This window comes from Pedobacter sp. Bi27 (genome assembly GCF_918698255.1).
Classification (GTDB): Bacteria; Bacteroidota; Bacteroidia; order Sphingobacteriales; family Sphingobacteriaceae; genus Pedobacter.
This window is the reverse complement of the sequence record NZ_CAKKMW010000008.1, coordinates 40,828-56,420: the sequence shown is the minus strand read 5'-3', so window position 1 is coordinate 56,420 and position 15,593 is coordinate 40,828. Positions and strand designations below refer to the sequence as shown.

At 37.7% G+C, this 15,593-nt stretch carries 18 protein-coding genes; 8 read left to right on the top strand and 10 right to left on the bottom strand.

The window, feature by feature from the left end; translation table 11 throughout:
* Positions 1 to 44 precede the first annotated feature (44 nt).
* The 3 genes from LQ227_RS22130 to LQ227_RS22120 form a co-directional block, all read right to left on the bottom strand.
* The gene (locus LQ227_RS22130; protein ID WP_230151144.1) at positions 45 to 1,334 is read right to left on the bottom strand and encodes a hypothetical protein; all 1,290 of its coding nucleotides are present in this window, start codon (positions 1,332 to 1,334) and stop codon (positions 45 to 47) included.
* Between the two features lie 160 nt (positions 1,335 to 1,494).
* Complete coding sequence (locus tag LQ227_RS22125) at positions 1,495 to 2,022, bottom strand: hypothetical protein (protein ID WP_230151142.1); 528 nt, start codon at positions 2,020 to 2,022, stop codon at positions 1,495 to 1,497.
* A complete protein-coding gene (locus tag LQ227_RS22120) occupies positions 2,015 to 2,524 on the bottom strand; it encodes an RNA polymerase sigma factor (RefSeq protein ID WP_051691810.1) in 510 nt (169 codons plus the stop codon). Before LQ227_RS22120 ends, LQ227_RS22125 begins: the two co-directional genes overlap by 8 nt.
* A gap of 1,077 nt (positions 2,525 to 3,601) precedes the next feature.
* On the opposite strand from LQ227_RS22120, the gene LQ227_RS22115 reads away from it, so the two are divergent.
* The 7 genes from LQ227_RS22115 (at position 3,602) to aspS (ending at position 8,226) form a co-directional block, all read left to right on the top strand.
* A complete protein-coding gene (locus tag LQ227_RS22115) occupies positions 3,602 to 4,006 on the top strand; it encodes a hypothetical protein (protein WP_230143253.1) in 405 nt (134 codons plus the stop codon).
* Positions 4,006 to 4,473, top strand: coding sequence for a DUF4265 domain-containing protein (locus LQ227_RS22110; RefSeq protein WP_230143251.1), 468 nt, complete (start codon positions 4,006 to 4,008; stop codon positions 4,471 to 4,473). Before LQ227_RS22115 ends, LQ227_RS22110 begins: the two co-directional genes overlap by 1 nt.
* Positions 4,470 to 4,739: a hypothetical protein gene (locus tag LQ227_RS22105; protein ID WP_230143249.1), complete on the top strand. Its 270-nt coding sequence runs from the start codon at positions 4,470 to 4,472 to the stop codon at positions 4,737 to 4,739. Before LQ227_RS22110 ends, LQ227_RS22105 begins: the two co-directional genes overlap by 4 nt.
* Before the next feature lie 88 nt (positions 4,740 to 4,827).
* Complete coding sequence (locus tag LQ227_RS22100; RefSeq protein ID WP_057930794.1) at positions 4,828 to 5,052, top strand: DUF2798 domain-containing protein; 225 nt, start codon at positions 4,828 to 4,830, stop codon at positions 5,050 to 5,052.
* Positions 5,053 to 5,083: 31 nt separating this feature from the next.
* Positions 5,084 to 5,653, top strand: coding sequence for a Crp/Fnr family transcriptional regulator (locus LQ227_RS22095; RefSeq protein ID WP_230143247.1), 570 nt, complete (start codon positions 5,084 to 5,086; stop codon positions 5,651 to 5,653).
* A 38-nt stretch (positions 5,654 to 5,691) separates the two neighbouring features.
* Positions 5,692 to 6,327, top strand: coding sequence for a DUF4272 domain-containing protein (locus LQ227_RS22090; RefSeq protein WP_230143244.1), 636 nt, complete (start codon positions 5,692 to 5,694; stop codon positions 6,325 to 6,327).
* Between the two features lie 153 nt (positions 6,328 to 6,480).
* Positions 6,481 to 8,226: an aspartate--tRNA ligase gene (aspS, locus tag LQ227_RS22085; RefSeq protein ID WP_230143242.1), complete on the top strand. Its 1,746-nt coding sequence runs from the start codon at positions 6,481 to 6,483 to the stop codon at positions 8,224 to 8,226.
* A gap of 185 nt (positions 8,227 to 8,411) precedes the next feature.
* Here the strand turns inward: aspS and LQ227_RS22080 are convergent, their stop codons facing one another.
* The 7 genes from LQ227_RS22080 to LQ227_RS22050 form a co-directional block, all read right to left on the bottom strand.
* Positions 8,412 to 8,849, bottom strand: a complete 438-nt coding sequence (locus LQ227_RS22080; RefSeq protein WP_230143240.1) for a hypothetical protein — start codon at positions 8,847 to 8,849, stop codon at positions 8,412 to 8,414.
* A complete protein-coding gene (locus LQ227_RS22075; protein ID WP_215165634.1) occupies positions 8,836 to 9,213 on the bottom strand; it encodes a phage holin family protein in 378 nt (125 codons plus the stop codon). Before LQ227_RS22075 ends, LQ227_RS22080 begins: the two co-directional genes overlap by 14 nt.
* Positions 9,214 to 9,265: 52 nt before the next feature.
* Positions 9,266 to 9,532: a YtxH domain-containing protein gene (locus LQ227_RS22070; RefSeq protein ID WP_025142262.1), complete on the bottom strand. Its 267-nt coding sequence runs from the start codon at positions 9,530 to 9,532 to the stop codon at positions 9,266 to 9,268.
* A gap of 72 nt (positions 9,533 to 9,604) precedes the next feature.
* Entirely contained in the window at positions 9,605 to 10,654 is a 1,050-nt protein-coding gene (locus LQ227_RS22065) for an AI-2E family transporter (protein WP_057930801.1), read from the bottom strand.
* 65 nt (positions 10,655 to 10,719) lie between these two features.
* Entirely contained in the window at positions 10,720 to 12,135 is a 1,416-nt protein-coding gene (locus LQ227_RS22060; protein WP_230151139.1) for a sigma-54 dependent transcriptional regulator, read from the bottom strand.
* A 151-nt stretch (positions 12,136 to 12,286) separates the two neighbouring features.
* Positions 12,287 to 13,066, bottom strand: a complete 780-nt coding sequence (locus LQ227_RS22055) for an enoyl-CoA hydratase/isomerase family protein (RefSeq protein WP_230151137.1) — start codon at positions 13,064 to 13,066, stop codon at positions 12,287 to 12,289.
* A gap of 3 nt (positions 13,067 to 13,069) precedes the next feature.
* On the bottom strand, positions 13,070 to 13,489 hold the full coding sequence (locus LQ227_RS22050; RefSeq protein ID WP_230143234.1) for a cobalamin B12-binding domain-containing protein: 420 nt from the start codon (positions 13,487 to 13,489) through the stop codon (positions 13,070 to 13,072).
* Between the two features lie 316 nt (positions 13,490 to 13,805).
* Here LQ227_RS22050 and LQ227_RS22045 point away from each other — a divergent pair, with 316 nt between their 5' ends.
* Positions 13,806 to 15,461, top strand: coding sequence for a glutamine--tRNA ligase/YqeY domain fusion protein (locus LQ227_RS22045; RefSeq protein ID WP_230143232.1), 1,656 nt, complete (start codon positions 13,806 to 13,808; stop codon positions 15,459 to 15,461).
* The last annotated feature ends 132 nt before the right edge of the window (positions 15,462 to 15,593 follow it).

The window sequence follows — 15,593 nt, the reverse complement described above, 5'->3', positions numbered from 1 at the left end:
TACCAATATGGCAGGACTTCAAGATTTGTTTGGTTTAGAAAATCTTATTTAAAGGTAACAGAACCGTATTCTGTTTTAATGGAAACGTTTGCAGCACCGCCACTACCAATTTTACCAGTATATTTTTTGATTTCATCATCTTTACTTACCAGGTTTGATGTTACGTTTGAGCCATATTTAAAGCCGGCATACGAAGTAGAAACATTAAAATTGGCATTATAACGGTCGGCAAAGCCCAATCCAACGCTTACATATTCACCACCAAAGCTGAAGTTTTTACAAGCTGGAGTAATTTCGTTTACGCTAAGGCGGTTGTAATCCATGTTGATGTTGGCATCACCATTTAACGCACCCAAAGTAACGTTAGAATATTCTGCATTTACTGCAATTTTACCAGCTGATGCAATATTTAAATCACCATAAGCCTGTTTAACAACCGTATTTCCTTTAACCGTGTTGATGTTTACTTTGGCATATTCTGCATTTAAAAGTAGATTGCCGCCAATAGTGCCGATGGTTAAACCTTTACCATATTCTACCTTAATATCGGCTGATCTCCTGATGGTGTTGATGTTTACCGCCACATACTCGGCATCAAGCTGTAAAGTACCCACAGCCCCAATGGTTACCGGGCCATTATATTCATGTTTTACCACTGCAGCATTCAGATCCTGGATATCACATTTACCATATTGAACATTGATGTAGTTATTTACATTGCTTAAATTGCCAGCAACCAGATTGCCATATTCTACCTTTAAAGAAGTTGGACCAGAAAAATTACCCAATTCTACGTTGCCATATTCTTGTGAAACCGTTAATGGGTTTACTGCTGGCATATACACCACATAATTTACTTTCACTTCCCTCCGCCAGGTGGTTACTCCATTTTTCATCCCACGGCCATAACGCCCGTTTCTATCGCCCATGTTCGTTCTGAAAGTAACTACATCACCGTTTTTATTCGCATCAATACTTATCCCATCAATCAGTTTTTGCGCATCATTGTCCGAACTGCTATAAGCTTTAATATCTACATCAACACGTACTTCTTTTTTATCCCAGGTTTTAATGGTCATCGATCCGTATTGATTGTTTAAATTAATTTTGTCGTTATTATCTACACTAAAACTCTTGCTAAAAGATTTAGAACGTTCGGCATCGCTTCCTGTTTGATTGTGTTTTACGTGATTTACGACCATCGCCAGTGTTGAAGATTTCGCTGCACTTTCGACAATTACCTGCTCTGATGGACTATTTACCGCAACTTCTTGCGCATTGGTTTTTACGGCGATTAAAGCCATAAAGGCTAAAAATATTTTTATTGTTTTCATGTTGTTAATTGTTAAACATTTAATAGCTCAAAACCTGCCGGCCGGCAATAAGCAATTTAATGTGGTGAGCGTTCCCTAATTTGTATAAAGTATGTTGAATCAGGTATCAAGACTGATTGACTACTATTTATTGTGCTTTTAGGCGTTAATTTCGCTTAAATTAAATCTGGTTAACCCTTTTGTAATCGTCAACCTGGTTAATAATTAATAATTGTTGTTTTAATAACTGCAATTGTATTTCGCGGTTTTTAACCATGGCCTTTACCACAAAAGTTTGGTTGGGCGAGGTTGGCAGCTCTGCTTTTAATCTTTCGTAATCTTCATCAAGCTTCTTCAGATCGGCAGTAAATTTTTTATACAACTCTGGATTAGCGGAAGCGAAAATGGCCAAACTATCTCTTTTTTCGGTAATTAAACCTGCGAAGTGGACTTCTTTTTTGGCATATGAAGCACTAACGTCGGCTATTTCTAAATCTTTGTTTTGTAATTTTCCTACGTATAACCAGGCTAAACCGAAAACCACCACGATAGCTGCTGCTGCACTCATCCATAAATACAGCTTTACCGGCTTTTTTTTCTTCTTGTTATCTAATTCTTGTTCAATCTTTGCCCAAAGTCCTGCCGATGGCTCCATTACATCGAAAGCTTTACGGTTTTCCTTTACAAAGGTTTCTAATCTGTTATTCATCTCTCATCCCTTTCTGTTCTAAAATACTTTTTAACTTCTTTTTCGCCCTCATGTACTGTGTGCGGCTTGTATTTTCACTTATTTTTAAAATGTGTGCAATTTCCTCATGGTCGTAACCCTCTAAAAGGTATAAACTCAATACCACTCTATAGCCATCTGGCAATTCGGTAATGGCTGTTCTAATTTCATCAGCTTGCAACCGTACTTCACTGTCATCAAAACTATCCTCATCAGGCACTTCCGATAGCTCATCGGTACTTACAAACTCCATTTTACGTTTACGTAAATAATTGATGGATTTGTTGATCACGATCTGCTTTAACCAAAGTCCGAAAGTGGTTTCCTGCCTAAAATCTACAATTCTGGTAAAAGCATCTAAAAATGCTTCCTGTAAAACATCTTCTGCCTCTTCTTCGTAATTTAAAATGCGCAGCGCCACATTATACATGGCCTTTGCATACAGCTTGTACAATTCAAACTGTGCTGCGCGGCTGCCCTGCATGCATTTTTTTACTAGCTCTAGGTTCTTATCGATGTATACGGCTTCCAAAATTTCGAATATTCTGATTATAAGACATAAGGGATTTTAAAACGTTGCATCAAGGTAGAAAAAAAGTTTAGAAATATGTTAATACAGTATTAAGATAGAATTAAATGCACTGTTATGCTCAGGAGCAAAGCACAAAATGACTTCTTCATTCCGGTAAAAAATGTTTTATATTTAATAGGAAACGGTTGGTTCTGTGCTTTTGGCATTTTCAGTCCCGCTTTTTGGTACGAGTTCCGATGAAGGATCGGAAGCTCTTCCCGACAATCAGGTTTATTTAACAAAGTTTGGCGCCCAGAAGCAAACCACTGTACCTAAACCCGACAGCAGCGAACACGCAGTGCAACGAAGTAAAGCGGATGGCGGGGCTACAGCACCCAATGAAATGCTGCCCTTTCGTTTCCAAAATGTAAAAGTCTTGAATAATATTAGGAAATGAGCGGTTCTGTGCTTTTGGCATTTTCAGTCCCGCTTTCTGGTACGAGTTCCGATGAAGGATCAGAAGCTCTTCCTGGCAATCGGGTTTACTTCACTTAGGCCGGTGCCTGGAAAACAAACCGCTGTTAACTAAACCCGACAGCAGCGAACACGTAGTGCAACGAAGTAAAGCGAATGGCGGGGCTACAGCACCTATGAAATGCTAACCTTTCATTTTCTAAAAAGAAAAAACATTTATAATTAATGGGAAATGAGCAGCTCTGAGCTTTTTGCAATTTCAGTACCGCTTTCTGGTACGAGTTCCGATGAAGGATCGGAAGCTCTTCCCGACAATCGGGTTTATTTCACTTAGGCCAGTGCTTGAAAAACAAACCGCTGTACCTAAACCCGACAGCAGCGAACACGTAGTGCAACGAAGTAAAGCGAATGGCGGGGCTACAGTACCTATGGAATACTAACCTTTCATTTCCAAAACCTAAAAGCCTTTTATAAACATTAGGAAATGATTACTTCTATACCCTTGGTATTGTGGAAAATCATTTATAGAATCATCATAAATTTGAAATCCCTGATACAAACAATTAACTTCATGCCATGGAAACCGATTTGATCATTTCAGCAATAAACGAGATACACAAAAAAGCAGATCAGGCTTTAGAAAGTAAGGATGTAACTGCCTATACTGCGATGTTTGATGATAGCTTAACTTATACCCCTGCAGAAGGTATAGCGCTTAATAAACGCGATTATACAATCGATTTAAAAGAGTATTTTGGTCATATTAAAGAAATCCATACCAGTTATTACCGCATTAAATCTTCTTTTGAAAACGAAGTTTTTACCGAAAAAATAGCCCGAAAATCAGTCATTTTAAAGCCGAATTTGCTTATTTTTTCTAAAAAACAAACTATCCAAACTGAGGAAATTTACCATTGGAAAAACATTAAAGGCGGATGGAAAGTAATCGCTATTGAAATTGTGCTAGAAGAGAAATACTAATGACTGAAGATAAACTGGTAAAAGTCCTCTTTGCTTTTCATAGCGATGCCCTGGAGGAATGGACAATAGAAACCATGTGGTGCGAAACTGTAGATCAGGAAAAAGGCCATTATAAGCTCGAAAACATTCCTTTTTATGCACCCTTTGCCTATAACGACCTCGTATTTGCAGAATATGATGAAGATGAAGGGATGTTAACCTATCGCGAAACTATTGCTTATTCCGGCCATTCTACTATCCAGGTGGTGTTAATGGACAGCGCAAATTCAACAAATGAAATTATTACCATGCTCGAAACTTTAGGGGTTAAAATCGAAAAATTTAAGGATGGTTATTTCGTAATCGATATCCCGCCCAGCCTAAATTACAAACCCATAAATAATGAATTAAAGAATTTGGCAGAAAAAGAGATTATTGATTACGCCGAAAGCTGCTTAGACGATAAGCATCAATTTCAAATAACATGAAATTAAAAAGAATAGCATATTACATCATTTTAATGATGGCAATAACCGGTATCTTCTTATTTCCTTATGGAATACTAAATACCATGGTAAGCCTGAAATATGAAACGGACAAGGCTGGCGACTGTATTTCAGTAATTTCGGGAGATAATCTTTGTGAAAGTATCAGCAATATGAAAGTTTACTTTATTATTGCTGTAATCCTTATGGCAATTCTCATAATTTTTAAAAGAAGAATATTGATACAAAAAACACCATCTCCTAAATAATTAGCCTCATTCCTTTTTGACCTACATCAAAGTTTAAGATTTTTAATGGCTGCACCTTTGTAACATTATAAATTAAACAGATCAAAAAATGAAAAAAGAACATTTCAAATACATCAACACACTTTTCGTGGTTATCCCTATGACATTAATTATGGCCTTTGTGGGGTTAATGCGCAACTATGGTTTTGGCGAAGATTGGTTTATCAAATTCTTAAAAGCATGGAGTATTATGTTACCTGTAGCCTATTTTGCGGCTTTTATCATTATTCCCAACGCACGGAAACTGGCCGAAAAGATCACGTCTAAAGCCTAAACATTATTACATTTGGTTAAGACTAAATTAAATGCACGAACAGCTTTCCAGTTATATCAGAGAAAAAATTACCATCAGTGATGAGGATCTGGCGCAGGTATTGTCTTTTTTCAAGGCGATGCAGGTAAAGAAAAACGAATTCATGATCAGCCCTGGCGAAACGAGTCAACGCATTTATTTTGTTGACAAAGGCTGCTTACGGATTTTTTTCCTAACAGAAGGTGGGACTGAAGCTACCAGGCATTTTGCTTTCGAAAAGCAGTTCGCCACGGCTTTGGTCAGTTTTATTACCAACGAAATTTCAAAGGAGTTTGTGCAGGCTATAGAAGATACCGACCTGTATTACATTTCGCAAAAGGACTTCTATCATCTGCTTAAAATCATCCCCCAGTGGGAGAAACTTTACCGCCATTATTTGGAATATGCCTACGTAACCAATACCAATCGCTTGATGTCGTTTATAACGCTTGATGCCACAGAGCGTTACCGCCAGTTGCTTGCGCAAAATCCAGGCGTGGTCATGCGCATGCCGAACAAAATGGTTGCCTCTTATTTAAATATCTCACAAGAAACTTTAAGCAGATTAAAGTCAAAAGCATAAATTTAGGATGTAATTCTAAATTATATTATCATTAAAATATGACCGCTCAACAACGTAAGGACCAAACTGAAATAATTTTAAAGGAAAATAACATCCCCATAAATCTATATTTGCCACTAATAGAAGAGGAACGTGAAGCTGTAATTAGAACTGCGGCAGATATTGCTAAACGTATATTGATTCTTGCCTATTTATATACAACAATTCATAATGACGATGATAAGCAGGACATCATCGCTTATCTTAAAACAGAAAAATTATGGGGCCATGTTTCTAGAAGAGAGCAGGCTCTTTTTAATAAAGAGACATTAAGTGAGAAAGAAGCAAGGAATCTCTCCTGGCGTGTTGAATGTATCAAGGTTTTGCTATGGTCAATAAACAAAATAGATGATCTGGGGCTACCTATTGATGAAGCTTCTGAAATATTCAATTTGATCCCCGGATATATGGAGTCAAGTGAAGAGTTTATAAATGGAGCGGTGATCAGGGATACTACCGAAATCCTTGATGCTTCTGATTTAATTTATAGAATACATTGGGCAGTAAAACAAGCCAGAATAGATAATACAGAAATTCCAAATATTAATCCTGATGTTGTTCAGGAATGGCATCAGGCAATTAATTGGATTACATTTTACGAAGATAGGTGGGACGACATCACAACAGACACCTAAGAAGGTCTAAGGGTGTCCATCATTTCTCTTTGTGTGCTTAGCGTATTTGTGGTCTAAAACAACAAATTAGGAAGCACAAAATTTCCTTAAATCTACTACGCTAAACTTTAAAACAAAATCGGTATTTTTGCCGCTCAATTTAGATTACAATATATGTTAAGAACAGTAACTTGTGGTGCATTAAACCTAAATAACTTAGGCGAAAGTGTTACGCTATGTGGTTGGGTACAAAAATCAAGAGATTTAGGCGGTATGACTTTTATCGACATCCGAGATCGTTATGGTATTACTCAGTTGGTTTTTAACATGGACGATAATCGTGAACTTTGCGAAGCAGCACGTTCATTAGGCCGCGAATTTGTAATTAAAGCAATTGGTACCGTTGTAGAAAGAAGCAACAAAAACCCAAAAATGGCAACTGGTGATGTGGAGATTAAAATTTCTGCTTTGGAAATTTTAAATGCAGCAAAATTACCTCCATTCATGATCGATGACGAAACTGATGGTGGCGATGAGTTGCGCATGAAATACCGCTATTTAGATTTACGCCGTAATCCGGTTCGTAATAACCTGGTTTTGCGTCATAAAATGGCACAATCGGTTCGCCGTTATTTAGATGCTTTAGATTTTATCGAGGTAGAAACACCTGTTTTAATTAAATCTACACCAGAAGGTGCAAGAGATTTCGTGGTGCCTAGCCGCATGAACGAAGGCGAGTTTTATGCTTTGCCTCAATCGCCGCAAACCTTCAAACAATTGTTGATGGTTTCGGGCTTCGACCGTTATTTCCAGATTGTAAAATGTTTTAGAGATGAAGATTTAAGAGCCGACCGTCAGCCTGAGTTTACCCAGATTGATTGCGAAATGTCTTTCATCGAACAAGAAGATATATTAAATACTTTTGAAGGTCTGATCCGTACTTTATTTAAAGAAGTACGCAATTACGACTTACCGGAAGTACCGCGTATGCAATATGCAGATGCGATGCGTTTATACGGTTCTGATAAACCTGACACCCGTTTTGCGATGCAGTTTGTAGAGCTTAACCACTTGGTAAAAGGTAAGGGCTTCCCGGTTTTTGATAATGCAGAATTGGTAGTAGGTATCAATGCAAAAGGCGCAGCAGGCTATACACGTAAGCAGTTAGATGAATTAACAGATTTTATCAAACGCCCGCAGATTGGTGCTACAGGTTTGATTTATGCGCGTCATAACGAAGATGGAACCATTAAATCTTCAGTAGATAAATTCTTCAACGAAGAAGACCTTAAACAATGGAGCGAGGTTTTTGAAACAGAAAAAGGCGATTTATTATTGATTTTAGCTGGCTCTACCGATAAAGTGCGCAAACAGTTAAATGAGCTTCGTTTAGAAATGGGTAACCGCTTAGGTTTACGCGATAAAAACACATTTTCTGCCCTATGGGTATTGGATTTTCCATTGTTGGAGTGGGATGAGGAAACAGAGCGTTACCACGCCATGCACCACCCCTTCACTTCGCCGAAACCTGAAGATATTGCCTTATTGGATACCGATCCTAAAAACGTACGTGCCAATGCTTACGATATGGTAATCAACGGAACTGAAGTTGGTGGCGGATCGATCCGTATTCACGACAGAGCATTACAGGCTTTAATGTTCAAACATTTAGGTTTTAGTGCAGAAGAAGCACAAAAACAATTTGGTTTCTTAATGGATGCCTTCGAGTTTGGCGCACCACCTCATGGCGGTATTGCCTTTGGTTTCGATCGTTTAACTTCAATTTTCGCAGGTTTAGATTCAATCCGTGATGTGATTGCTTTCCCTAAAAATAACTCAGGCAGAGATGTAATGATCGATAGTCCAAGCACTATTGACGAGAAGCAATTGAAAGAATTAAAGATTAAAACAGATTTATAGGTTCATTAGTTCACTGGTCATTGGTTCATTGGGCTGGGAGCAGAAATAGCATCGTCATAAAACAAGGCTTACAACGGCTGAGTTTTTAATCAAGAAAGCCTCAGAATTTAGCATCCTGAGGCTTTCGATTTAATATCATTTTGGCAATTGCACACTAATGAACAAATGACTGATGACCCATTTAACTAGTAAGTTTCGCTATCGGGCGGGATGCCGTAGTCCACAAATTTCTTTTCTTTTTTCTCTTTCTTTTTTCCCAACCAGCTCTTCACAGAATTAAAAATTGCCGACAAATGTTCCGCATCAAGCGATTTACCGATTTTTCCTGAAACCAGACCTACAGCCGCTTTGGTTAAAAAACCAGCACCTCTAAATAGGGTTTTATTCATAAACATCGGCAAAAGCAACGACATGGCGGTTCCACTAATATTTAATTTTTCGTCAGCTTTAAACAGGTTACTTGGTGTAGCGTACCGCTTTATTAGCGCGCCTAAGGTAAATTGTTTAAAATAAGCTCTCGTATCCGATTTAAGCATATTCTGCTTAAGGGTGTACTCAACCTTAAGTTCTAATTTTCTAGCCTGCAGGTCTTCTAGGTTACGGATGTCTTTATACCTTTTCATCTTCCTCCTTATCTGCAAGTTTATCAAAGTATCTTCTGATGGCTACATTAATAATTGCCTTTTCGATATACTTATCTTTAGTTAAATAAACACCCAGTGCCAATAGAATATAGAACAAGGAAACGCAACCAAAGCCTCCGGCATAGCTACCCAAAAGATCAGACAGATAAAGCGCCAAAGTTACCGAGCCAAATAAAAAGGCCAATATAAAACAAACAATAACTACCGTACTGGTTACTAAATCGGCAAAAACTTTAGAGACTTTTTCTACCAGGTAAAGTCTTGTATACTCAACCCTGGCCTCTAAAAACCCTTTGGCATCGTCTACAAGATCTTCAATGCTTTTATCTTTATTTTCCTGCATAATTCAGATTGATATTTAACCGGGCTTTGCCCGGCTATGCAATATTTATTTATTACGCGTGCTCTACGTCGTCACTATATTCTTCTTCTACGCTTCTTAATTTCGTTTTGATGGAGCTTACCACTTTATCCTTTAAGCTGGCAAGGTTGTTAATTTCATCAGCAGCTTTATCTTTGATAGAATCGCCGAGGTCTTTTAGAGACTGGCTTAATTTATCGCGGGTTTCATCACCTTTATCTGGTGCGAATAAAATTCCTAGCGCCGCACCAGCAGCTAATCCTGCTAAAAGCGCAACTACAACTTTTGAGTTATCATTCATAATTAATGTATTTAAGGGTTTAACAATTATGTACAATATAAAACTACTACATTATTTATTGTTAAGCTATATTTATAACTCCGTATGCTCGTTATTTGTTTTAATTCTTTCCAATCTTTCTGATGCAAGCGTACTGGTTTCGTAAATCTTAACGAGCAATATAAAATAAGATAACAGTAGCGGGCCAAAAACAAGGCCCAATATTCCAAATAAAGGGATACCAATAATTACGCCAATTACTGTAATTATGGGGTGAATATTGCCAACTTTTTTTGCAATGATAAACCTCAGCACATTATCGATATTGATAATGACTACAAAACCAAAAATAAGCATGGCCCAGCCAGCAAAATTATTCCCGTTCGCAATCTGCAAAATCGCAGCTGGAACAAAAACAACTGGTGGCCCCAAAACGGGCACAAAAGAAATAAATGTTGTAATTACCCCCCAAAATACAGGATCTTTATAACCCAAAACATAAAAAGAAAGACTTAAAAGCGAACCTTGAACGAGGCAGATCAGCCCTTGTCCTAATACATTTGCATAGGTTGTATTTCGCATTTCATCTCCAAAACGAAGTGCATTCTGTTCTCTGAAAGGTGCATATTTAATCAATGAAAATTCGAATTTTCTTCGCTCTATTAACATAAAGTAGAGTAAAAAGTACATCACCAATAAACTTAATATAATATTTACTGCACTCGATATTAAGGATGGGAAAAGCTGAGTGGCCCAATTCCCTAAGCGGTTTAATCCTTCCTGGATAAGATCCTGATTAATTTTAACCGGAATAAGATGCTGTAATTTAACCAGCAGATTCCTGAAAAACACTTCATTGTTCTTCAATTCCGAAATTTTACTGATAACCATACTACTTAATGCATAAAAAGGCATTACAATGAGTATGATGCTGATGGTGATCAGGAAAATAGCCGTTACTCTTTTATTCCAGCCCTTATTTTCTGCCAAATGAATATACGCCGGCCGCATTATCGTGTAAAGCACCAAAGTACTTAAAATAGCACTAAAAATACTTTGTAAAGAATACGCAATTAACACCCCAAGCGCAATAATAATGACCAGGTTAATGTTATTGCGTTGCTTATAAGAGAATACTGACATATTTAGATCATAAGGGTATTCTTTAAATGCTAAAATGGCTGATTTTGTTTTTTTAGATTTAAAATTTATATCTCATCATCAACCTCAATGAATTTGATTTTATTGTAAAGTGTTTTTCTGTCGATATTTAATATTTTTGCCGCCTTGGTCTTGTTGAAATTAACCGCTTTTAGCACTTCTAAAATAGCCGTATATTCGGCTTCCTTAGCAGTATTTCGCAAATTAAGTGATTTATCATCATTTAATTTTAGCGGCAAAAGAAGCGCTTTTTTTTCGTGCTGTGTCTTAGGATAATCAGTCATTCTAAGCTCCAATGGTAAAACATGAGTTTCTATGCGATCACCATCGGTTAATAAAGCAATCCGCCTGATAACATTCTTCAGCTCACGTACATTACCTGGCCAATTGTATGCTAATAAACATTTCATCACTTCATCAGAAAAGCCTTTAATCTTTTTGTTCAATTCTTTGTTTACTGCGGCCAGAAAACGTTCAGCAAAGATAAGGATATCATTGTCCCGGTGTTTCAATGATGGAACATGTATCGAAAATTCATTAAAGCGGTGATATAAATCTTCCCTGAATACCCCCTTTTGAATCCCTTCTAGTAAATTTTCATTTGTAGCTACAATAAGCCGCACATCCAGATCAATCTCCTTCGTACTTCCAATCCGCTTAATTTTCCGTTCTTGAACGGCCCTGAGTAAAGTTGCCTGGATCTCATAGGATAAATTACCAATCTCATCAAGAAATAATGTACCGCCATTAGCTTGCTCAAAGTGACCGATTTTAGTGAAGGCTGCTCCAGTAAATGCCCCTTTCTCGTGTCCAAAAAATTCACTGGCGGCTAATTCTTTTGTTAAAGAACCACAATCCATGGCGATGAAAGGTTCTCTGCTACGCGAACTATTTTGGTGAATGGTTTTAGCAACACATTCTTTCCCTGTTCCACTTTGCCCCGTTAAAATGACGGTGTACCCTGTTCGTGCTATGAGTTGGATTTGTTTCAGTAAAAGTGCTGAAGCATCGCTTTCCCCATTTATATATTCCGGATCATTTAGAAAACCGGAAACAACATTATGATCGGCGCGTTCAAAATTTTTAGGTGATTTTAAAGCCTCTTGCGTTTCAAGGGCTTTATTTATGGTATTTAAAATTTCATCTGGGTAGAGCGGTTTAACAATATAATCGTAAGCCCCTAGTTTTATCAATTCTACGGCAAGCTTAATATCCGAATAACCTGTAATAATAATCACACTGGTAGCCGGATAGTTTTCCTTAACGTGGATTAAAATCTCCTTCCCATCTGTATCATCCAAACGATAATCGCATAATACCAAATCGAATCTCTCTTTTTCAAGAATTTGTAAAACCGTTCTACCAGTTGTTACATTCGAAACTTCAAATCCATTTTTAGTTAAAAACTTGCAGAGCAATAAACCGATGCTAATTTCATCGTCAACAATGAGTATCTTTTTCATGAGTAGCGTTATTATTATAAAAACCCATATGTAGTGTTAAACACACGAGGGTTAATAATTAATTAACATAATTACTCAAAATAAATTGCATTGAAAAATTTTTGCAACACTTTCATTACACCATACATCAGATTAATACTACACAGGCATGCTATTTTCCAGAAAAATTTGCTTTTCTCTTTTCAACAAATGCAGTCACTCCCTCTTTAAAATCGGCAGTTTCGAAACATTTGCCAAATTCTTCAATTTCGATAGCGTAGCCATTGCTGTTATTTACGGCTGCAATTACAGATTTTATTGCTGCCGAAACAGCTAGCGGTGCGCGTTGCTTAATAACATTCAGCAGCTCTTCAGCCTTGCTAATTAGATCTGGCTGTGGAACAACATAGTTTACAAGTCCTATTTTTTCTGCATCCGAAGCTGTAATCATATTAGCAGTAGTAATCATTTCTATTGCTTTACCTTTTCCAACCAACTGTGTAAGGCGCTGGGTACCGCCATAACCGGGAATTAAACCTAACGTAACTTCAGGTAAACCTAATTTCGCATGATCTGATGCGATGCGTATGTGGCAGGCCATGGCCAACTCCAGTCCTCCACCCAAAGCAAATCCATTAATTGCTGCAATAAATGGCTTTGAAGAATTTTCAATGGCATTAAAGACCAGATCATGACCACGTTTTGCTAATTCTTCTCCCTGTTTACCACTATAATCAGAAAACTCTTTAATGTCAGCTCCTGCAACAAAGGCTTTTTCGCCTGCTCCTGTTAAGATAACACCTCTTACTTCATCGGTTTTGCCTGCGAAAGCAATTACATCCGCTAGTTCAGCCAAAGTATCTTTGTTTAAAGCATTCAGCGCTTTTTCACTGTTGATGGTAACGTATAAAATGTTTTCTTTTATCTCTGAGATTAAATTCTGGTATGCCATAACTTAAAAATTTCTATTTTCTGTAACCCAATTCTGAATATATTCTACAATACTTGCCATTGTTGTACCTGGAGGAAATAGCTCCCCAACACCCATATCTGCTAGTTTTAACCGATCAGCTTCCGGGATAATCCCTCCGCCGGTTAATAACACATCATCTAACTGTTTTTCTTTCATAAAATGAATAACCTTTGGAAAAACCGTCATGTGTGCGCCCGATAGGATGGAAATTCCGATGGCATCAACATCCTCCTGAAGCGCTGTGTTTACCACCATTTCTGGTGTTTGGCGTAAGCCGGTATAAATTACTTCCATGCCAGCATCCCGTAAGGAAGTTGCGATTACTTTGGCCCCTCTGTCGTGGCCATCCAATCCAACTTTAGCTACTAAAACGCGGATAGGCCGATTTAATACTTTGCTCATAAATGAATATTAAGTTGACGTAAATGTATAGAATTTATTAAGTAATGTAAGTAATAGTTGATGGAACATGTAATGAGCCTGCCTTTGCTAATTAATGCAAAGTATTGATATTAGCCACAGCTATTTTTACTGAATGAGCCAATTCTTCCATTCAATAATTCAGTCATTTTACTATTCAATCACTGTTTATCTGTATTTTAATCGTAATTAATGCAGGCTTAAGCTATCGGCTATCAACTATGGGCTAATAAACCTATAATCATTGTATAAATCCGCTCAATCTTTTTACATTTGCATTCCTAATTTACAGGTTTTTATGAGTGAAGAGAAGTCATTGAACTTTATTGAAGAAATTGTTGAGAACGACTTAAATAGTGGTAAGTATGAAACTTTGGTTACGCGTTTCCCGCCCGAACCTAATGGTTATTTACACATCGGCCACGCGAAAGCAATATGCTTAAATTTCGGACTAACACAAAAATACGGCGGCTATACCAATCTGCGTTTTGATGATACCAATCCGGTAACAGAAAAAACAGAATATGTAAACAGTCAGCAAGAAGATATCAGATGGTTGGGTTTTAACTGGAAAAATGAATTATATGCCTCAGATTATTTTGATGAGCTGTATGGTTTTGCTGTTAAACTGATCGAAAAAGGTTTGGCTTATGTTGACGAGAGCTCTGCAGATGAAATTGCAGCTTTAAAAGGCACGCCAACAGAACCAGGACAGGATAGCCCATACCGTAACCGCAGCATTGAAGAAAATTTAGACATTTTCACGAAAATGAAAAATGGCGAATTTGCCGATGGCGCTTATATTTTGAGAGCAAAAATCGACATGGCCAGTCCGAATATGTTAATGCGCGATCCGATTATCTATCGCATCAAACATGCCGAACATCACCGTACCGGTAACAAATGGTGCATTTATCCGATGTACGATTTTGCTCACGGCCAAAGCGACAGTATCGAAAACATCACGCACTCTATCTGTACATTGGAATATGTTTCGCACCGTGAACTGTACGATTGGTTTATCGAAAAACTAGAGATTTTTCCTTCGAAACAATATGAATTTGCCCGTTTAAACCTTACCAGTACGGTAATGAGTAAACGTAAGTTACTTCAACTGGTTAACGAAAACTTAGTAAATGGATGGGACGATCCGCGCATGCCTACAATTAGTGGTTTGCGTAGGAGAGGTTTTACACCGAAGAGCGTACGCGAATTTTGCGAACGTATTGGTATTGCCAAACGCGAAAATTTAATTGAGCTAAGTTTATTGGAATTTTGCATCCGCGAAGATTTAAATAAAACGGCTAACCGTGTAATGGCGGTTTTAGATCCGATTAAACTGGTGATTACTAATTACGAAAAAGGAACAGAAGATTTAACCGGCGAAAACAATCCAGAGGCTGAAGATGGTGGTGGCACACGTGTGATCCCTTTCAGCAACGAACTTTGGATAGAACGTGACGATTTTATGGAAGTACCCGCAAAAAAATGGTTCCGCCTGGCGCCCGGTGCAATGGTACGCTTAAAATTCGCTTACATTGTTAAATGCGAAGATTTTGTGAAAGATGAAAATGGAAACGTTACTGAAATTCATTGTACTTACATCCCGGAATCGAAAAGTGGAAATGATACCAGCGGCATAAATGTTAAAGGAACTATCCATTGGGTAAGTGCTCCGCATGCCAAAACTGCAGAAATCCGTTTGTACGACCGGTTGTTTACTTCTGAAACACCAGATGCTGAGGAAGGAGATTTTAAAGATTACCTAAACCCTGAAAGCCTAACGGTGTTACCTAATGTTTATATCGAGCCAGCCCTGGCAGATGCAGATCTTGAAAGCCGTTATCAGTTTATCCGTAAAGGTTATTTCTGTTTAGATAGAGATTCTACTGCAGATAAATTGGTTTTTAACCGTACAGTTACACTAAAAGATACGTTTAAGAAGCCAAATTAATTAGCTTTTTTAAACCACAGATAAACACGGATGAACACAGATTTATCCGTGTTTTTTTTGCTAGAATTTGGATTCCAATGCCTGGCGGAGAGAATATGGGCTAGCAAATATTAGCATTTGTTTTTTGCGCCA